The following is a 19546-nucleotide window of genomic DNA, read 5'->3' on the forward strand; positions in this document are numbered from 1 at the left end:
GGTCAGGCGGATAACAAGCCGTAACGGGATACGACCGGATATAACAAAACCTCCGCCATGGGTGAGCATGGCGGAGGCTTCGCTGATGATCGCAAGTCTCAAAGCTACTTATGGGAGCGTTTAGTAGCGAGACCCGTAGCGGCCATCATTGCGGTAATGCTTGTAGCTGTTGTAGCGGACCGGTTCGCTGCGGTAGCCGTAGTGACGGTCTTCCCAGCGCTGGCGCTCCATGGCGGCTTCAGCCTTGTTGCAGGTGTCCTTGCCCTGGTCGCGGCCCAGCTTATTGCCCAACAGACCGCCGACAACAGCGCCACCAACCGCACCCAGGCCCTTTTCATTCTTGGCGACCTGGCTGCCCAGCAAACCACCGGCGATAACGCCCAGGATGGCACCGGTCTTGGCGCTGTTCGACTTGGTGACCTCGCACTGATAGGTGGTGCGGGCCGAAGCCGTGGCCGGGGCCATGACGGCGGCGGTGGAACCGATGATCAGGCCGGTCGAAACGATGGCGGCCCCAAAAGTTTTCATAGTATTCTTGATGATCTTGCTCATAACTTTAGTCCTTCGTGTCTTTGGCTTCCGTTGATCGGATGTGCCGTTCATGAGGACAGTTATAAGCCCCCGAACCTGAACGGGATTTGATCCGCTCGTTCATTTTCATTCAGGAAAGCATTTATTTTTGAAGGGCTTGGACAGCCCTGTCAGCCTTACAGAAAAAGGCCCCGCCGCATCCGGCAGGGCCCTTTCAAAGATCAGCCGTAAAAAAATTATTCACGGACATAGCGGTAAACCACCTTGTGGCGATGACCGTACTTATCGGTTTCATAGACCGTGCGCGTACGGTAGGCCACCTGATCGATGCACTTCCGCTTGGCATTGTTCTTGGCGATCTTGCTGCCGGTGTATCCGCCAACCACCGCGCCACCCACGGCGCCGAGGCCGCGTTCGTTCTTGGAAATCTGACTGCCCAGCAAACCACCGGCGATGGCACCGATCACGGCCCCCTTGTTGCCGGCGCGCTTTTGCTCATACTTACAGCGATAGGTCGGATAGGCATCGGCGACATTGGGGATGGCGGCCGAACCGACGATCAGGCCCAGGCTCACGACAGCGGCGGCAGCGGTTTTCAGGATACAGGTCATGTGCATACTCCTTTGATTATGCGCCCCAAAAGCGCAGATTTGCGCAGGAGTATCCGAATTTCGATATAAGGATGCAGTCAGGAGAACCTGGCCATCCGGTAAAGACCTGACCAGTATCAGGATTCCGCCGGTGACAACTTCCAGCGCAGGCGCGTCGGCGTATCGAGTCGCGCCGTGCCATTCAGCACGATCAGAGTCGTCTTGCGCGGCGCGCCCTTTTCAAACACCGTGCCCTCACCAAGCGCCACCTCGGCTGCATCATGACGCAGCCACCAGCCGCGTCCGCCGGGCCCGCGCAGCAGGATGCTCTTGCGGTCGCGCGCCAGCGAGGCCTGGACCTCCGGGTGAAGCAGGAAGCGCACCGCATAGGGCACAGAGGCCGGCATGTTCTGCAACTTCTTGCCGGTCGCCATCGGCGTCAGGCGTTCTTCGCCGCGCAGTTCATCGCGCTGGGCATCGACATAGAGCCGGCGCTCATGCTTGAGGCCAAAACGCGGCCGCCAGCCTTCATGCTCCAGTTCCAGAAGCGTGCCGGAGTCCTCAGCCTCCACGCGCCGACTGCGTACCTTGTAACGCAGGCCCTGGAGCGTGAAATGCAGCAGTTCGCCGAACCGGTCGGCCGCCGGCTTGAGGATCAGTTCATCCCCCAGGGTCAGGGTATTGGCCGCACCGACCACACGAAACGCCTGGCTGTCCGATTGCGCCGGCGACCAGCCGGGCGAAACGATCAGCTTGTCGCGTCCGCCCGAAACCTCGAAGGCCATCGGGTAATCGCAGGCGGCAAAACCGAAATCCCCGGCCTTCGCCTCGCCGGCATCGACATAGACGCTTAAAGATCGGCCGAGCAGACAGTGATACCGCGCCTGCTCCAGCACATTCGGCAGAGTGCCCGCTTTCGAATCCGTATGCAGCAGTGCCGGCAGGATCTGGTCTTCGAGCAGCGATTCCGCCCCTGGAAGGAGACAAGGCTGCCATCGGGATGGCTGAGCGTGCGCACGAAACGCGACAGGCGCTCGATATGCTCTTCCACATAGTCCGGCACGGCCTGGCTGCGCTGGCTCAAGGCATCGACCAGCAGCAGCAGGTCATAAAGCAGTTCCAGCCCCTGTTCCGGGCTGCGTGACATGTGCGATCCGTCGCTCTGCGTGCAGCGGCGCAGCGCCTTAGGCAGGCGCTTCAGACCCTTGCGCCGGAAGCTGTCGCCCACATTCCCCGAAAGCACGCAGCCGATCGCCACCAGCGCCACGGCGCGGCTGGCCTGATACGCCGCATTATTATGCAAACGCAGCAGGTGCCGCCCCTGTTCGGCGATGGATTCCGCCAGGGCGTGCGCTTCCCACGGCTGGGCCACGGCGGAGAGGCGGCGGGCAAAGATCGACAGGTTGATCAGCCGGCGCGCCAACACCTCCTCGCCCCAGGTAAAGGGCGTCCAGTTGCGGAAGGTCTTCTGCCAAAGCAAAAACAGCCGCACGGCCTCCCCTGGCGCCGTCGTCACCCTGGGTCATCAGGTGCGGCAGCCACGAAAAGCGATGCAGCTCGATGGCAAAGGCGCGGGTCGGCGAAGCCCGGTTCCACGGATCGCCTGACCCCTGCACGCTCATGCGCGCATTGGCAAGCGTGAAGCGGCCGGAAAGGATCGCCTTGCCCAGCAGGGCATTGGCGGGCCGGCCATCGTGCGGCGTCGCCGGGAAGCCATCCGGCACCCGGCCTTTCAGCGTCAGGCGATAGCCCGGCATCCCGAAGAGTTCGGCCCCCGCTTGCTTGCGCAGCCACGCGCCGACCACCTTTTGCCACGGCGTGGCGGCGGTCAGCACATCGGCCAGGGGCGTCGACTCATACGCCTTCATACTAGATCCTATAGTCCCTTGAGCTGCTTGATATTGGCGGCATAGGCCGAAGGCCCACCCTTGAAGACAGCGGTGCCGGCCACCATCGCGGTCGCACCGGCTTCCACGCACTTGTGGGCGTTCTGGGCATTCACGCCGCCATCGACCTGCAGGATGGCGGGGTGGCCGACGGCATCCAGCTTCTTGCGGATGACCTCGATCTTCTTCAACTGGCTGTCGATAAAGCTCTGGCCGCCGAAGCCCGGATTGACGCTCATCACCAGCACCAGGTCGATATCGTCCATCACCCAGTCGAGGATTTCGACCGGCGTCGCCGGATTGAGCACCACGCCCGACTTGGCGCCAAGCTGGCGGATATATTTCAGCGAGCGGTGCAGATGCGGACCGGCTTCCGGATGCAGGCTGATATAGTCGGCGCCGGCATTCCGGAAAGCTTCAAGGAAGCTATCAACCGGCGAGATCATCAGGTGGCAATCGAACGGCAGGTTCGAATGCGGCCGAAGCGCCTTCACCACGTCCGGGCCGATGGTGATGTTCGGCACGAAATGGCCGTCCATGACATCGATATGCACCCAGTCGGCGCCGGCCTCGGTGATGGCGCGAACCTCTTCGCCCAGCTTGGAAAAATCGGAGGCCAGGATGGAGGGGCAAATGAGCGGGGTCGTCATGATCGGGTACTCGCGGATTTGATGGTCTTGCTTAAGGGGATTGCCTATAGCAGGTCAACCGGCCTTACGGGTTAACTTTGCTATGAAAAAGCCATCCTGACCGCCGGGGCGCTGATGCGGCAGCAGGCGCACCCAGCCTTCGGGGCGGACCGATTCGGCCGGTATGCCCATATCAGCAGCGCTTTCGGGCGAAAGCTTGACCAGGCTGAAATCGGTGTGGCGGCGCAGGAAGGCCAGAACTTGGGTTTCGCCCTCTTCACGTTCTAGTGAGCAGGTCGAATAGACGAGATCACCACCGGCTTTCACGCGCTTTGCGGCGGAATCGAGCAGGCGGTGCTGGACATCGGCCAGCTTGGCGATATCGGCCGGGCGTGTGGCCCACAGCACATCGGGCTGGCGACGGAAGGTGCCGGTGGCCGAACAGGGCGCATCGAGCAGGACCACATCGAATTCGCGGTCGTCTTCATAGCTTTCCGCATCGGCCATCTGAATATCGGCGGAAAGCTTCGTGCGTTCGAGATTTTCCTCGACGCGCTTGAGGCGGTTCTTCGAGCGGTCGAGCGCGGTGACGGTCGCGCCCTTGGCGGCCAGTTGCATGGTCTTGCCGCCGGGCGCGGCACAGAGATCGATGGCCGTCTTGCCGGTGATATCGCCCAACACATTGACCACGACGGCGGCGGCAGCATCCTGCACCCACCAGACGCCATCCGCATAGCCTGACCATTCACGCACATCGCCACGTAGGGCGGAACGCAGGGTCAGGCCGCCGAGATCCGTGCCTTCCAGCGCCTCTTTGTGCGCGTCGAGATCGGCTTGTGACTTGAAGCTGAGATCGGTCGCCGGCTCTTCGGTCAGCATATAGGCGGTGCCATTGGCGTTATCCTCGCCATAGGCGCCCTTCCAGCGGGCATAGAGCCAATCGGGGGCCAATCTTGAAGCAATGGGCGCGGGCAGGCCGCCCTCACGGATGACCCCGCGCAGGATGGCATTGATCAGGCCCTTGAACGGCCGGGTGTTGGAGGCGCGCTCAGCCAGTTTGACAGTGGTGGAAACGGCGGCGAAATCGGGCACGTTCATAAAGCCGATCTGCACCAGGCCGATGCGCAGCAGGTCGCAGACGGCAGCCGAAGGCGTCTTCTGGGTGCGCTTTTCGATAATGTGATCGAGTTGGCCCAGACGGCGCAGCACCAGCAGGGCCATGGCGCGGGCAAAGGCGCGTTCGCCTTCACTTAAGGCCAGGAATTCGCTGCGGGTCACGGCCTCATCGAAGCCGGAACGCTTGGTAAGCGCCGCATCGATCAGGCCCATGGCGGCGATGCGCGCATTCATGCCGATATCGCCATCGTCAGAGGTGTTGATGACCGGTTCCAGATGCTTGATAGGCGCCTGTTTGGCGGCGATCTTGGCGGCCATGCCCTTGGAGGGCGGGCGCTTGACAAGCTTGCGCTGAAACGAGGGCTTGCCGCCCGTGGACTTGGACGGCGGCTTATTCGGGGCCATAAGGGGCGCTTTCTTTAAGATGCTGGGAGACGGCGCGTCTATAGGCCCCACTGACGGATGGGTCAACCTTGGAAGATTATGGATTGCTCACAGATGACGTCAGTTGTCATACACAAATATTTGCATAACATCCGTCAAAAATAAATCTCACAGAAGTAACGCTCGATTTGTCGAGCAACTCCGAATAGCTATGTTATTACGCCAAAATGTAGCATCAAGTATTTTTTCAAAAGGGATTGAATTTGCTCAGTGCCAACCGGGATCGTTTTCGGATCGGGCTTGTGAACAAAATGGTCTCTTACATCCTTCAATTTGGAAAATAATTCTGTGTCCGCTTGTGCTTCGTTTGGTGCCAAAATTGAAGCGATAACAGCAAATTTGTCATTCAGTCGAAGCTTATCCGACATGACTTTTTCGAACCGCTTAATGACTACTTTGGCTGACTGAGGGAGGCCATTTTCCAATAACTCATACCATTGCTTTTGATAAATTTCTTTGAAACTCGCCGTGACAAATATCTCCAAAGCTGTCCAGGCAGCGATATATGCAAACAGTGGACTGGTCTCTTTTTCGTGCGACCCGGCAAATAAATCGACTGATCTCTGTAAATAATTACATTTCGAAAGATTTTTCGCGATTGCCGATGCCATTGCCAGAGAAGGTGCTGAAAAGCTGCTTGCGATAGTCAATTTTGCTGTGGCATTAATTGCAATAGGGTGGATTTCCCTATCGGCATCTAAAATATACAACGTTTCTCCAATAAGAACGGTCTCGCCATCACCGTTATTTTGGGCCAACTTAAGCGCTGTGAGAACATTGCGAACTAAGGGATCAAAAATTTGCTTAAAAGGCGTTCTATCGAAATCATCTAGCGTGAGATCAACCGGTCCAGTTCCACTTCGCGTCTGAAAGACAAGCTCAGGCATCTCAAATTCACCTTCGCAGATGACAAATGCCCCAGATAATTGACGCTTTGCTTTAAGCTGCGAAATCTCATGGTGAAATGCTTCTTCCGCACTTTTGTTGTCGTTCCGCCCCGTAAACACTGACAAGACAAGACTGCCTAACGCAGTCCGACGATCAAAGATGTCAAATGCTTCAACACATGATTCTGTAATAGTGGCTTGAAAAATAGGGTTTTTAGAAACAAAAATTTTAGAACCATTAACGTTATTATCGAGCTGGCTTATTCCAGAGAGCTTATAAGCTGAGAGCAATTTTACTTTCACGGATGGTCCTTAAGGCATTACCAAATTGCATAAATGCTGTTTGATCCTCGTGCCTAAACTAATGCGTTTCATACACCTCAAGCAATACCTCTCACTCCGCCGCTTGCGCTTGCCGATGGCCGCTGATCTCCGCACCGGCGGTGCGGGAAACGACATATTCCGGCATGTGGCCGTCAACGACCTTACCTTATAAAAAAGGCGGCCCTTGCTGACCGCCTCTTCCCATCAAAACGCGCCTCAATCCCGGAACAGCAGCGGCGCCAGTTCATGCAGGCTGCGCCGCCAGGACAGGAACTCGTGCGCCGTATTCGGCGACACATAGAAGACGCTGTTGACGCCTGAGGCTTTCAACTCTTCGGCGTTTTTGCGCGGGTCCTGCGGCGGGGCGCCCGGCGGCCCCATGCGCGGCCCTTCCAGTTCGCGGCTGCCGAAGCTGACAAAGGCCAGCTTGACCTTGTCCTTGAAGCCCGGCGTCTTGTTGACGTCATCGACCGAGATGGTGCCGCCGCTCAACAGGCCGATATAGGCAAACTTATCAATATTGGCGAAGGTGATCAGCTTTGTCTCGAAACCGCCCATCGAAAGCCCGGCCATGGCGCGGTGCGGCTGATCGGACAGGGTGCGGAAATGGCTGTCGACATAGGGGATCAGCTCATTGACCAGCACCGTCTGGAACGGTTTGATATCGAAGCTGAACAGGCCGCCGGGCTTGACCTCATTGGTCATGCCGTAGGTCATGACGATGATGAAGGGCTTGGCCTTCCCCTCGGCGATCAGATTATCCATGATCAGGTTGGCGTGGCCCTGATTGGCCCAGGCGGTTTCATCCTCGCCCCAGCCATGCTGGAGATAAAGCACGGGATAGCGCTCGGCCTTGCTGGCGTCATAGCCGGGCGGCGTATAGACGAAGGCGCGCCGCTGCGTGCCCGTGCTGGGCGAGGGGAACAGAATCTGCTGCACATTGCCGTGCGGCACATCTTTCAGCGCATAGAAATCGGCGTCATGCGCCGGCACCTCGATGCCGCTTTCCCAGCGGGTCGAACCGTAGAAGTTGAGCGTGCCCGGATCATTGAACGTGCCGCCATCGACGGTCAGGTGATAATAGTGGAAGCCCTCATCCATCGGGCCTTCCGTGGTGCCGGTCCAGGCGCCATCCGCCCCCTTGGTCAGGGTGGTCCCGCCGCGGCCACCGAGACCCAGGCTGACCTTGACGGCCTGCGCATCGGGTGCGGTAACGCGAAAACGGACATAGCCCTGCGAATTGACCTGCGGGTAGTCCTGGCCCGGCTGATTGACGGATGACGGCTTGAAATCTTCCGTAATGGCCGGCGCGGCGGTTTGCGCCATGACCGGACCGGCGAAAAGCACAGCGGCCAGCGCCGTGGTTAAAACACGCTTCATTGATACCTCCCTGAGTTTGCCATGTGTCTCATGGCGTTTGTTATTACTCAGACTATTGCAGCAATCCCTCATTACCGCAATACCACTTTTGGAGGTATTTTCTACTTTCGCTGTCCCCTACTGCACGGTCGGCACGCTTGTCTGACCATAGGCGGCCCCGCCACGTTTCATGTCCATGCCAAGTTTGATCAGGGCATTGACGCGGTTTTCCGTTGCCGGGTGAGTCGAGAACAGATTATCCATGCCGCGACCGCTTAAAGGGTTGATGATAAATAGATGCGCCGAGGCCGGGTGGCGTTCGGCCTCATGATTGACCACGCCGCCTTTCGCGTAGGCTTCGATCTTTTTCAGCGCACGGGCCAGGCTTTCCGGATCGCCGGAGATTTCGCTGCCCATGCGATCGGCGGCATATTCACGGGTACGCGAAATCGCCATCTGGACCAGCATGGCGGCGATCGGTGCCAGGATCGCCATCAGGATCACAACGACAATATTGCTGCCGCCCTCTTCATCGTCGCGCGAACCACCGAAGAACATGGCGAAATTGGCCAGTGACGAGATGGCGCCGGCCAGCGTGGCCGTAATCGTCATGGTCAGGGTGTCGCGGTTTTTCACATGCGCCAGTTCGTGGGCCATGACGCCGCGGATTTCCTCACGCTCCAGCATCCTGAGCAGGCCAGTCGTGGCGGCCACCGCCGCGTGCTGCGGATCGCGGCCGGTGGCGAAGGCGTTCGGCTGGTCGCTATCCATGATATAGACCGCCGGCATCGGCAGGCCGGCACGGCGGCTCAATTGCTCAATATCGGCATAGTAGTCGCGCAGCAGGGCATTGGGCGCATTGGCGTCGATCCGTTGCGCGCCATACATGCGCAGCACCATCTTGTCGGAATTATAATAGCTGAAGACGTTCATCGCCACGGCCAGGCCAAGCGCGATCAACATGCCCGTCGGCCCCGCCAGTGCAAAACCGATCACGCCGAACAGCGCGGTCAGGCCAGCCAGAAGCAGCCAGGTCTTTAACGGGTTCATTTGAATAAGGCTCCTTGAGAAACAACGATTTAGAGCTTAAATATGGAAATCCGCGCCATTTCCCGCAAGACGGTTACGAAAATGTCATCTGAAGTTGAAAAGCCTGCAGATCTGAGCGCCCTTGACGTGCGCAAGATCCTGTCGCCCGCCGCCAAGCGCGCCCTGGCCGAAGCCGCCGAGCGCCGCGCGAAGGAAGAAGCCGAGATTGCCAAGGCCATTGAAGAAGGCGGCCCGACCGGCCCCGAACCCACGCGCTATGGCGACTGGGAGCGTAAAGGGATTGCGGTGGACTTTTAAGACAAGGGGTCACAGACCCCTTGACCCCATTACACGTTTTGAATGGCTGCTAATATGGCCTGTGTGGCCGCCACCGGATCAGCAGCGCGCGTAATCGGACGGCCGACCACCACATGCGAGGCGCCATTGCGGAAGGCGTCCTCCGGCGTGGCGATTCGCTGCTGGTCATCGACCGAAGCCCCCACAGGCCGCACACCCGGCGTCACGATCAGGAAATCGGCCGGCACACGCGCACGGATCAGCGCGGCCTCATGCGGCGAGGCCACCACGCCATCCATGCCGCAGTCTACTGCCTGATCAACGCGACGCAACACCAGATCGGCCAGCGCCACGCCATAGCCCATCTCGTCGAGATCGGCCTGCGTCAACGAAGTCATCACCGTCACGCCGATCACCTTTGTTTTCGGATGGCGGCCCTTGATCGCTGCCCTCATCACCTGCGGTTCGGCATGGACCGTCAGCAGGTCACAGGCTCCGGATGAGGCAGCTTTCGCCGCGCCTTCGACCTGCGCGCCGATATCATGCAGCTTCCAGTCCTGGAAAACCGACTTGCCCTCCGCGGCCAGTTCCTCGCAAAGCGCCAGACCACCCTGCGCCAGAAGCGTCAGGCCGATCTTGTAATAACTGACGTTATCACCAAGCGTAGCCACCAAAGCGCGGGCCGAGGCCAGATCGGGTTCATCGAGGGCAACGATCAGGCGGGGATCAGCTTTCAGCATGGTTACAATCTCAACAGGCTTGCGGGAAAGGGCGAATTGCTGTGTGGTAAGCAAATTCATCGGTGGGCAGCCAAATGACTCTTATCGAGTTCTACGTCAACTTCTTCATCACGCTTTTCGCCCTGATCGACCCGATCGGCAATGTGCCCATCTATGCGGCGGCTACCCAGAGCCAGAGCCCGGCGTCGCGCCGGCTGATCAGTATCTATATCTCGATCTTCACCGCCCTGATCCTGACCCTGTTCTTCTTCGCCGGCCTGAGCATATTGAAATTCTTTGGTATTTCTATGGATGCTTTCCGCATCGCCGGCGGGCTGCTGCTCTTCCTGATGGGCCTGGAAATGGCGCGCGGCGACTTTATCGAGACCTTCACCCGCGCCGATGAGGTGGCGCATGGCGGCGATCCGGCCACCGGCGTCCAGCCGCTCGGTTACCGCGAAAAGGCAAAGAATGCCTTTGAAAAACTGGTCGTGCCCTTCGCCTTCCCGCTGATGGTGGGGCCGGGCACAATCTCCACGGCCATCATCCAGGCCGATGTGGCGCAGAAAATGGGTCCGCTGGGCCTCGTGGCCGGCGTGGCGGCCATCTTCACCACCGGCGTGGCGGTCCTGATTACTCTGCTGTTTTCAAACACGATTTCGCGTGTTTTTGGCCGGGTCGGCATGGTGGTCGTCGTGCGCGTGCTGGGCCTGATCCTGTGCGCCCTGTCGGTGCAGATCATCATTTCCTCGGTCAGCGAGATCACGCATAACCTGATCCTGCCCTCCGCCGCCCATCCATATGAGAACGGCACTCACCACAGGTAAGCTAACGCTTTTGTAAATTCTTCCCCCTCGCCCCTTTCAAGGGGAGAGGGGAAGAGAACCAGCGAAGTCATCTCTGTTATTTCGGTGCCCGCTTGGCGAGAATCCGTTGCAGGGTCCGGCGATGCATGTTCAGCCGGCGCGCGGTTTCGGACACATTCTGCCCGCACAGGGCATAGACGCGCTGGATATGTTCCCAGCGCACGCGATCGGCCGACATCGGGTTTTCCGGCGGCGGCGGGGCATGATCCTCCACCGCCAGCAGGGCCTTGACCACATCATCGGCATCGGCGGGTTTCGACAGGTAATCGATGGCGCCTGATTTTACCGCCGCCACCGCCGTGGCGATATTGCCGTAGCCGGTCAGCATGATGGCCCGCGCTTCCGGCCGCTTGCGATGCAGGGCCTCGACCGCCTGAAGACCGTTGCCGTCTTCCAGCCGCATATCCATCACCGCGAAGGCCGGCGGATTGGCCTCGATCATCTCCATGGCCTGATGCACGCCCTCGGCCACCGCCACAGTGAAGCCGCGCATCTCCAGCGCCCGCGCCAGACGATTGCGGAACGGCGCATCGTCATCCATCAGCAGCAAGGTCTTGTCGGCCAGGCCGGCAATCGCGGTTTTCAGAACTTCGTGCGGATCGGCGTCCATGAGCATAACCCTTTAAATATCCGGCGACAGGATATCGATTTGATCCCGCTGCCACAAGGCCCGCACATAGGCGCCACCGATCTCGCGGTTACCAAAGGTCACATTGGCGCCGGTGTGTTCCAGCAGGGTCTTGGCGATGAAAAAGCCCAGCCCCATGCCGGAATGGCTTTGCGCGCCAAGCCTTTTACCGGCTTTTACACCTTCATCGGCGTCATAACGCGAGGAAATATAAGGCTCACCCAGCCGCGACAATATGTCCGGCGCGAAACCCGGCCCGTCATCTGAAATGGTCAGCGCCACATAGCCGCGCGTCACCTCGGCACTGATCCGCACCTCGGAACGGGCGAAATCGACGGCGTTTTCGATAAAGGCGGAAAAAGCGTGCAACCATTCCGGCCTGCGCAGGATCAGAATGCCGCCATCAGCATCGCCGATGCCGCGCGCCTCGATATCGATATGGATAACCACCCGCGCGCTCTGATAGGGTTCGGCCGCCGTACTCAGGAAGGTTTTCAGCGGCACCTGGTCATAGACCGCGTCACGCGTTTCCGGCCGGGCCGAAAGCGCCTTCAGGATATCGCGGCAGCGCTGGCTCTGCGAAACCAGAAGTTCGGCATCCTCATAAAGCGGGTTTTCCGGCTTGAGACCATGCAGCATTTCGCGCGCCACCACCTGGATGGTGCCCAGCGGCGTACCCAGTTCGTGCGCCGCCGCGGCCGCCAGACCACCGAGCGCCGACAGCCGCGTTTCCTTTTCCAGCACGGCCTGTGTGGCGGCTAAAGCCTGCGCCATGCGGGTTGCTTCCAGCGCCGCTTGCCGGGCATAGCCGGCGGTGAAGGCGATCCCGACCAGTATGGCCGCCAGGAAGCCCAGCCGGTACATTTGCGGCAATACGAACGCCTCCCCGGCTTTCCACGGCAGGTCCAGCGACCAGAAAGCCAGGGCAATGGCCGCGGCCATCGACACCGCCACAACCACCAGCCCATGCCGGGTCGGCAGGTTGGCGGCGGCCACGGTCGGCGGAGCGATCAGCAGCAGGCAGAAGGGGTTGTTCAGCCCGCCGGTGACGCCCAGCAGCAGGCCAAGCTGGACAGCATCGAAGCTCAGTTGCAGGGTCGCTTCCCAACCCGCCACGCGCGAATTGCGGCGGCCGAGACTGAGGATGACATTCAGCCAGGCGCTGCCCATGATGATACTGAGGCACGACCACAGGCGAAGCTGATAATTGAAACCATAGGCGATCAGCAGGATCATGGCGCTCTGGCCCAGAATGGCCAGCCAGCGCAGCATGATCAGAGTACGCAGGCGCAGGTGATCCTTTTCCCCGCCGCCGCCGATCGGGGCTGCGACATCGGGGCCGTTTAAAAAGGCCGAGATATGGTTTAGGGTCTTGCTGACAAACATAAAATTTCTGTTTTAAAGTTTTTGGCCCGAAAGTTCCCGATGACTAAATTCCGCCTGGCGATCATCGCCGCCGCCTTCGCCCTGCTGATCGGCCTGGCCGGTTATAACTGGTACAACAGCCTGAAGGGCGGCGCAAATGGCGCAAGGTCGCAGTATGCGTCGCAGGTCGATCCGTCGGTGACGATCGGCGGCCCCTTCACCCTCACCAACCAGGATGGCCAGCGCGTCGACCAGTCGATCCTCACCGGCAAGTGGACGGCGGTCTTCTTCGGCTATACCTATTGCCCGGATGTCTGCCCCCTGACCCTGCAATCCCTGGCGCGGACCAAAACCGCCTTGGGCAAGGACGCCGACAAGCTCCAGATCGTCTTCATCACCGTCGATCCGGAACGTGATTCGCCGGCCAATATGAAAGCCTACCTCGCCAGTGGCGGCTTTCCGAAGGGCGTGATCGGCCTGACCGGCAGCTCAGAAGAGATCAAATCGGTCGAAAAAGCCTATCGCGTGACGGCCAGCAAGAGCGGCGACGGCGATAATTACACCTATAATCACACAGCCGTGATTTTTTTGATGAACCCGAAGGGCCAGTTCGATTCGCCGCTGATGAGCGATATTACCCCACAGCAGAGCGCCGAGCAGATCAAAGACTCAATGAAGGCAAACAGTTAACGGACATGGCCGGGAAAGCGCTGTCAGACCTGCGGGTCCAGGGTGCTCGCACCTTGGTAAACTTATGTTTTCAGGCGTCGTAATGAATTGGCAGGACATGTTTGCTAATGTAGGTTACCGCTAACGGTAACCAGAGTACACATGACCTCCATGCTCTATTCGCTCCACGAATACGCCTACTATTCCGCCGCCCCGCTGCGGGCCATGGCGCAGATGACGCGCGATTTCTGGGGGTCGAAACTCAATCCGGCCTCGGATACCGCCATCGGCCGCACGCTCTACGCTTCGGCGGAACTGTTTTCCAACGTCACCAAGCGCTACGGCAAGCCGGAATGGGGCATCAACAGCGTCAAGATCAACGACATCGATGTCCGCGTCCAGATCATCGAGGACTGGTCAAGCCCGTGGTGCCGGCTACTGCGTTTCCAGCGTGATCCGTCCGATCTGCGCCGCGCCAAGCGCAAGACCTCGGCGCCGGCCGTCCTTATCGTGGCGCCGCTGTCCGGTCACTACGCCACGCTTCTGCGCGGCACGGTGCAGGAATTCCTGCTCGATCACGATGTCTATATCACCGATTGGGTCAATGCCCGCCAGGTGCCGATCCTCGAAGGTCGCTTCGACTTCTATTCCTTCATGGATCATATCCGCGACATGCTGACCGTCATCGGCAGCCGCGCCCATGTGGTGGCCGTCTGCCAGCCGGGGCCACCGGTGCTGGCCGCCGCCTGCCTGATGTCGGAAGACAGGGATGCCTGCCGTCCGGCCTCGATGACCTTCATGGGCTCGCCGATCGACGCCCGCTTCAACCCGACCGTCACCAACGACCTGGCGCAGGAAAAGCCCTTCACCTGGTTCAAGTCGAACATGATCCATACCGTGCCGCCGCCCTATCCGGGCCTCGGCCGCCGTGTTTATCCGGGCTTTGTCCAGCTCTACAGCTTCATGAGCATGAACGAGGCTCGCCATGCCGATGCGCACTGGGACTATTTCCATTCGCTGGTCGATAATGACGGTGACGCCGAAACCAAGCACCTGGAATTTTACGATGAGTATCTGTCGGTGCTCGACCTGACCGAGGAATTCTACCTCCAGACCATCGACCTGGTGTTCCAGAAGTTCGCCCTGCCCAAGGGGGACCTGGTCCATAAGGGCCGCACTGTCGATACGAAAGCCATTACCGATATCGCCCTGATGACCGTGGAAGGTGAGAAGGACGATATTTCCGGCGTCGGCCAGACCCAGGCGGCGCACGCCATGTGCCCCAATATTCCGGACGACAAGAAGCTCCTGTACGTCCAGAAGGGTGCCGGTCACTACGGCGTCTTCAATGGCCGCCGCTTCCGCGAAGACATCTATCCGCGCATCCGCGATTTCATCGCCCAAAATGATAAGCTCGCTTAAGGCGCTGATCCGCCCGACAGCCACCTATGCTGCCGGCGACCTGCTCGATTGCGGCGAATATAAACTGCGCCTGAAGGTCAATGCCCGCGCCCGGCGGATTTCCCTGCGCATTGATGCCCGGAGCGGCGAAGCCGTGGTCACCGCGCCGCGTCCGAAACATTTGGCCGACGCCGTCGATTTCGCCCGCAGCCGCCACGACTGGATATTGCAGCACCGCCGCAATCAAGACGCGCCTCAAGCCTTCGCGCCCGGAATGACGCTTGCCATACGCGGCCATGCCGTCACCCTGGCGGAAAAGGCCGGCGTCATCACGGCCCGTCCCGTTCAGGTCGAGGACGGTTCATGGCGGCTTGTCACCAGCGGCGATGAAAAACTGTTCGCCCGCCGCGTCGAGCGCTATCTGCGTCAACAGGCTTTAAAAGCCCTCCAGACCGAAACCGAGCGCTATGCGGCCATGCTGGGCGTTTCCGGCGTCAAGGTGTCTCTGTTCGATGCCCGCGGTCGCTGGGGCTCCTGCACGCCGACGCGCAAGGCCATTCGCTATAGCTGGCGGGTGATCCTGGCGCCGCCGAAGGTACTGGAATATCTCGTCGCCCATGAATGCGCCCACCTGCGCCACCCCGACCATTCAGACCGTTTCTGGAACGAGGTAACGGCTATGTTCGGCGACTACAAGCTGGCACGCAAATGGCTCAAAACCGAAGGCCACACGCTGTTTAAGTACAGCAGTTAAACAAGCAAGAACCCCCACCACCACGCCTTTCAAGCGTGGTTCCCCTCCCCACCGGAGGTGGGGAGGTATATTAAGGCCGTTCTTCTTGTACCTCCCCGACTTGTCGGGGTCTGGCGCCAGCGAGAGTATAGCTTTCGCAAGCCATGGGACCGCACGAACCGCGAAAGCGGTGAGATGTGGTGGTGGGGGGTCTTTCCATTGCGCAAAAAACCCCGGCGGGTGACCGGGGCTCTATAGCGATTCAGGGTCCAGGGCTCGGCGCCCCCGGTGCCTCGCACCCTGGCCTCACTGGTTCTTTTTCTGGGCTTCCGAGAAGAGATCGTCCAGCGAACTGTCCTTTTTCTTCTCCTCCGGGTTGGGGATCGGCTTCATGGTGACGATCGGCGGCAATTCGCCGTTCTGCCCCCGGCCATTGTCATTGGCCGCCTGCGAGGCCGCCACGGCATCCGCCTGTGTGCCCAGCAGGTCGCGCAGGGCGTCCTCGGCCACCGGCGTCAGTTCACTGGGCGGTGGGCCTTCCGGAATGGCACTGACCTGGATGCGCTTGAGTGCCGATGCCATATAGGTTTTCCAGATCGCGGCGGGTGTACCGGCACCGGTGACCTTACCCTTCATCGGCGTGTTATCGTCGCGGCCCACCCAGACTACGGTGACGAAGCCGCCGGTGAAGCCATCGAACCAGGCATCGCGGTAATCGCTGGTGGTTCCGGTCTTGCCGGCGAGGTCGTAACCGGGGATATTGGCGCCGGTGCCGGAACCGCGCGCCATGACGCCGCGCATCATCAGGGTCATGTTGGACAGGGCCGGATTATTGACCACGCGCACGCGGCCACCGTCCTCGCCCGGATCGCGGTACTGGTACATCACCTTGCCGGTGGCGGTGCGGATGCGGATCACGCCGTGCACCGTGGCGCGGATGCCGCCGTTTGAGAAGGGAATATAGGCTTGCGCCATTTCCAGCGGTGTGGCTTCGGAGGTGCCGAGCGCCATGGCCGGATCGGTATTGATCTTGGCCGTCAATCCCATGCGGTGCGCCGTGGCGGCGACATTGTCGCGGCCGATATCATTGGCCAGGCGCACGGCCACCGTATTGATCGAATGGGCCAGGGCGGTTTGCAGGTCGATCAGGCCCATATAGCTCCGGGTGTAGTTTTCCGGAGAATAATCACCAATGCTGTAGGGCTCATCCACCACCGGCGTGGTCGGCTGGTAACCCTTTTCCATCGCCGTCAGGTAGACGAACGGCTTGAATGATGAGCCAGTCTGGCGGTGGGCGTCGGTGGCGCGGTTGAACTGCGAGTCGGCATAGGACACCCCGCCGATCATGGCGCGGATGCGGCCTTCGCCATCAACCGATACGACCGCCGCCTGCTGCGGGCCCTTCTTGGCGTCACGCGCCATGATGGTCTGGACGGCGCGTTCGGCGTCAGTCTGGATCGGCAGGTCGAGCGTGGTTTCGACGATCAGATCCTCAGTATTTTTCGGATCGATCAGCGAGCGGATATCCTTGTCCAGCCAATCGACGAAGTACTGGGCATGTGCCGAGGCCAGCGTCTTGGACACGCTGATCGGCTTGGCGATGGCTTCGTCGCGCTGCTCAGGCGTAATGACCTTCGACTGCACCATCTCATTGAGCACGATCATGGCGCGACGGCCGGCGCGTTCCTGGTCGGAAAGCGGCGAATAGGAATTGGGCGCCTTCATGAGCCCGGCCAGCATGGCGGCCTCGCCGACGCTTAAGTCCTTGGCGTCCTTGTTGAAATAACGTTGCGATGCCGCCTCGATGCCATAGGCCCCCGCGCCGAAATAGACGCGGTTGAGGTACATCTCCAGGATTTCCTTCTTGGTGTACTTGTGCTCAAGCCATACCGCGATCATCAGTTCCTGCACCTTGCGCTTCATGTTCTGGTTGGCGCTGAGGAAAAGATTCCGCGCCAGTTGCTGGGTGATGGTCGAACCACCGGCCAGATTTGAGCCTTTTTTCTTGCTGAGATTACGCAAAAGCGCGCGGCTGATACCGACCGGATCGAAGCCCGGATGCGTAAAGAAGCGACGGTCCTCGATGGCCACGAAGGCCAGCGGTACGTAATCGGGCAGTTCCTCGATCTTGACCGGCGCCGAGGCTTGCGATCCGCCGCGCACGGCGATCAGGGCGCCTGAGCGATCGAGATAGGTGATGGAAGGCTGCCTGTCCGGATTATCGAGCTTCGATATATCCGGCAGGTCGATAGCCATGACGCCGATAAACGCCACGCCAAAGATGGCGATCCAGATGACCGCTATGGTCAGCCAGTAAAAGACAGCCTGTACAGGCGAGCGACGCCCTGTTCTTTTCCCCGTCCCCATACCGTCATCGGGGCCCCGTCCGTTAGACATTCAATCCTCACTCATGAACATGGTTCCGCATCGCCCGCTGCGGTCTTAGGTGTCTTATAGCAAATCTAGGGAAGCTGTCGCGTGAAGATTGGTTAACCCGCGCGTGCCCCCCGACACCGGCCATAGCATAGCACGTCTATTCGGGCAAAAATACGGTCACCGGGCCGGGCGTCGTTCCGCCGCCCTCTGCCGCGCCTCGCGCAGGCTCGCCTCCTGAAGCGCGGCCAGGCCGGCCATCTTGGGCTGGCCGATACGCTGGGAAAGATAGATGCCGGAATGGCCGCTGCACAAATAGGCGACAAAACATCCGGCGGCGATATAGACACCGTGACTGGTGCCGAAAAGCTCCATCCCCATCAGGGTGCAGGCCAGCGGCGTATTGGCGGCGCCGGCGAACACGGCGACGAAACCGACCGCCGCCAGCAGATCGACCGGTACGCCCAGAACGGCACTCAGTGCATTGCCCAGCGCCGCACCGATAAAGAAGAGCGGCGTCACCTCGCCGCCCTTGAAGCCGCAGCTCAAGGTCACGACCGTGAACAACAGTTTCAGCGCCCAGCTCCAGGCATGGATATCGGGCCCGAACAGGCCCGGCAGGGTGATATCGCCAGGATTGGGCGACCAGACACCCAGGCCAAGATAGTCGCGCGTGCCGCAAAGATAGACCAGGGCGATCACCGCCAGGCCGCCGATGAGAGGCCGCAGCGGCGCATAGGGCACCCGCGCCTTGACCCAGGCACCGAGACGATGATTGGCCTCTGAAAAGAACAACGCGATCAGACCGAAGGCGACGCCCGCAACGATTACCTTGCCCAGCAGCAGCGGATCAACCAGTTGGGCGATGGCGGCAACAGGGTAGACCGTATGATGAATGCCCCAGGCCTGGCAGACCCAGTCGGCCAGCACCGCCGCCCCCAAGCAGGGCACGAGGGCCAGGTACTGCATCCGCCCGATCGCCAGCACCTCCATGGCGAAGACCGCACCGGCGATCGGCGTGCCGAAGACCGCGCCAAAACCGGCGGCGATACCCGCCATCAGCACCACCCGCACCTCGTCATCGGTCAGCTTCCAGATACGGCCAAATGCACTGGCCAGGCTGCCGCCCATCTGCACAGCCGTGCCTTCGCGCCCGGCCGATCCGCCGAACAGGTGGGTCAGGACAGTCGAGGCCAGGATCAGCGGTGCCATGCGTAAGGGCACCCCGCCGCCGGGCTGGTGGATCTGATCGACGATGAGGTTATTGCCGCCTTCCGTCGCCCCGCCCTTCCAAAGATAGACGAGCCCAATGCCGAAACCAGCCACAGGCAGCAGATACAGCAGCCATGGATACTGGAAACGCAGGGCAGTAGCTGCGTCGAGCGCCCACAGGAACAGGGCGCAGGCTGATCCGACCACAGCCGCCACCGGCGCCAGTATGGCCAGCCAGCGCAGCACGATCAGGCCATGCTTCAGGCGTTCGGTAAGAAAATCGGAGAAAACACGCATGACTCTACTCCTTGCAAAGTGGCAACCGAGTAGGAATCATCAGCTCATCGCGGAGCGGTTCGGCTCAACAGGCCAGGCAGAAATCCATTACCTTGAAATCCTCTTAGCCAAGCCAAGCGCCAGCGGTCAAGACGAAAACTTTTATCCTTATACCTCCCCGGCTATGCCGGGGAGGGGAACCGCGCCCAAAG

At 60.2% G+C, this 19546-nt stretch carries 20 protein-coding genes and 1 riboswitch; of the genes, 5 read left to right on the forward strand and 15 right to left on the reverse strand.

Going from position 1 to position 19546, the window contains the following annotated elements; translation table 11 throughout:
- Positions 1-120: 120 nt before the first annotated feature.
- The 10 genes from NVV72_06250 to htpX form a co-directional block, all read right to left on the reverse strand.
- Entirely contained in the window at positions 121-552 is a 432-nt protein-coding gene (locus tag NVV72_06250; protein MCR6658949.1) for a glycine zipper 2TM domain-containing protein, read from the reverse strand.
- Positions 553-767: 215 nt separating this feature from the next.
- Complete coding sequence (locus NVV72_06255) at positions 768-1142, reverse strand: glycine zipper 2TM domain-containing protein (protein ID MCR6658950.1); 375 nt, start codon at positions 1140-1142, stop codon at positions 768-770.
- A gap of 116 nt (positions 1143-1258) precedes the next feature.
- A complete protein-coding gene (locus NVV72_06260; GenBank protein MCR6658951.1) occupies positions 1259-2017 on the reverse strand; it encodes a heparinase II/III family protein in 759 nt (252 codons plus the stop codon).
- Positions 1972-2493, reverse strand: coding sequence for a hypothetical protein (locus NVV72_06265; GenBank protein MCR6658952.1), 522 nt, complete (start codon positions 2491-2493; stop codon positions 1972-1974). The genes NVV72_06260 and NVV72_06265 overlap by 46 nt, the downstream gene beginning before the upstream one ends.
- A complete protein-coding gene (locus NVV72_06270; protein ID MCR6658953.1) occupies positions 2417-2989 on the reverse strand; it encodes a hypothetical protein in 573 nt (190 codons plus the stop codon). The genes NVV72_06265 and NVV72_06270 overlap by 77 nt, the downstream gene beginning before the upstream one ends.
- Before the next feature lie 8 nt (positions 2990-2997).
- On the reverse strand, positions 2998-3657 hold the full coding sequence (rpe, locus tag NVV72_06275; GenBank protein ID MCR6658954.1) for a ribulose-phosphate 3-epimerase: 660 nt from the start codon (positions 3655-3657) through the stop codon (positions 2998-3000).
- A gap of 54 nt (positions 3658-3711) precedes the next feature.
- On the reverse strand, positions 3712-5157 hold the full coding sequence (locus NVV72_06280; GenBank protein MCR6658955.1) for a methyltransferase domain-containing protein: 1446 nt from the start codon (positions 5155-5157) through the stop codon (positions 3712-3714).
- A gap of 188 nt (positions 5158-5345) precedes the next feature.
- Positions 5346-6386: a hypothetical protein gene (locus NVV72_06285; protein MCR6658956.1), complete on the reverse strand. Its 1041-nt coding sequence runs from the start codon at positions 6384-6386 to the stop codon at positions 5346-5348.
- Positions 6387-6623: 237 nt separating this feature from the next.
- Positions 6624-7787, reverse strand: a complete 1164-nt coding sequence (locus NVV72_06290; protein ID MCR6658957.1) for an alpha/beta hydrolase-fold protein — start codon at positions 7785-7787, stop codon at positions 6624-6626.
- 117 nt (positions 7788-7904) lie between these two features.
- Positions 7905-8816: a zinc metalloprotease HtpX gene (htpX, locus tag NVV72_06295; protein ID MCR6658958.1), complete on the reverse strand. Its 912-nt coding sequence runs from the start codon at positions 8814-8816 to the stop codon at positions 7905-7907.
- Between the two features lie 81 nt (positions 8817-8897).
- On the opposite strand from htpX, the gene NVV72_06300 reads away from it, so the two are divergent.
- Positions 8898-9113: a DUF1674 domain-containing protein gene (locus NVV72_06300; protein ID MCR6658959.1), complete on the forward strand. Its 216-nt coding sequence runs from the start codon at positions 8898-8900 to the stop codon at positions 9111-9113.
- A 29-nt stretch (positions 9114-9142) separates the two neighbouring features.
- Here NVV72_06300 and pyrF read toward each other — a convergent pair whose 3' ends face one another.
- Complete coding sequence (gene pyrF, locus NVV72_06305; GenBank protein ID MCR6658960.1) at positions 9143-9829, reverse strand: orotidine-5'-phosphate decarboxylase; 687 nt, start codon at positions 9827-9829, stop codon at positions 9143-9145.
- 77 nt (positions 9830-9906) lie between these two features.
- On the opposite strand from pyrF, the gene NVV72_06310 reads away from it, so the two are divergent.
- A complete protein-coding gene (locus tag NVV72_06310; protein MCR6658961.1) occupies positions 9907-10638 on the forward strand; it encodes a MarC family protein in 732 nt (243 codons plus the stop codon).
- A gap of 76 nt (positions 10639-10714) precedes the next feature.
- On the opposite strand, the gene NVV72_06315 is transcribed toward NVV72_06310, so the two are convergent.
- On the reverse strand, positions 10715-11293 hold the full coding sequence (locus NVV72_06315; GenBank protein MCR6658962.1) for an ActR/PrrA/RegA family redox response regulator transcription factor: 579 nt from the start codon (positions 11291-11293) through the stop codon (positions 10715-10717).
- A 6-nt stretch (positions 11294-11299) separates the two neighbouring features.
- Positions 11300-12691 (reverse strand): ActS/PrrB/RegB family redox-sensitive histidine kinase, encoded by a 1392-nt coding sequence (locus NVV72_06320; GenBank protein ID MCR6658963.1) that lies wholly within the window; start codon positions 12689-12691, stop codon positions 11300-11302.
- Between the two features lie 39 nt (positions 12692-12730).
- Between NVV72_06320 and NVV72_06325 the strand changes: the two genes are divergently transcribed.
- The 3 genes from NVV72_06325 to NVV72_06335 all read left to right on the forward strand — a co-directional run bounded on the left by NVV72_06325 (position 12731) and on the right by NVV72_06335 (position 15494).
- Positions 12731-13360 (forward strand): SCO family protein, encoded by a 630-nt coding sequence (locus NVV72_06325; protein ID MCR6658964.1) that lies wholly within the window; start codon positions 12731-12733, stop codon positions 13358-13360.
- Positions 13361-13510: 150 nt separating this feature from the next.
- The gene (gene phaZ, locus NVV72_06330; protein MCR6658965.1) at positions 13511-14761 is read left to right on the forward strand and encodes a polyhydroxyalkanoate depolymerase; all 1251 of its coding nucleotides are present in this window, start codon (positions 13511-13513) and stop codon (positions 14759-14761) included.
- On the forward strand, positions 14745-15494 hold the full coding sequence (locus NVV72_06335; GenBank protein ID MCR6658966.1) for a M48 family metallopeptidase: 750 nt from the start codon (positions 14745-14747) through the stop codon (positions 15492-15494). The genes phaZ and NVV72_06335 overlap by 17 nt, the downstream gene beginning before the upstream one ends.
- A gap of 285 nt (positions 15495-15779) precedes the next feature.
- Here the strand turns inward: NVV72_06335 and NVV72_06340 are convergent, their stop codons facing one another.
- Together NVV72_06340 and NVV72_06345 are read right to left on the reverse strand one after the other, a co-directional pair.
- On the reverse strand, positions 15780-17870 hold the full coding sequence (locus NVV72_06340) for a PBP1A family penicillin-binding protein (protein ID MCR6658967.1): 2091 nt from the start codon (positions 17868-17870) through the stop codon (positions 15780-15782).
- Between the two features lie 156 nt (positions 17871-18026).
- Positions 18027-19355, reverse strand: a complete 1329-nt coding sequence (locus NVV72_06345) for a voltage-gated chloride channel family protein (GenBank protein MCR6658968.1) — start codon at positions 19353-19355, stop codon at positions 18027-18029.
- Between the two features lie 23 nt (positions 19356-19378).
- Positions 19379-19456, reverse strand: a riboswitch (Fluoride riboswitch).
- Positions 19457-19546: the final 90 nt, after the last annotated feature.

Source organism: Asticcacaulis sp., from assembly GCA_024707255.1.
Classification (GTDB): Bacteria; Pseudomonadota; Alphaproteobacteria; order Caulobacterales; family Caulobacteraceae; genus Asticcacaulis.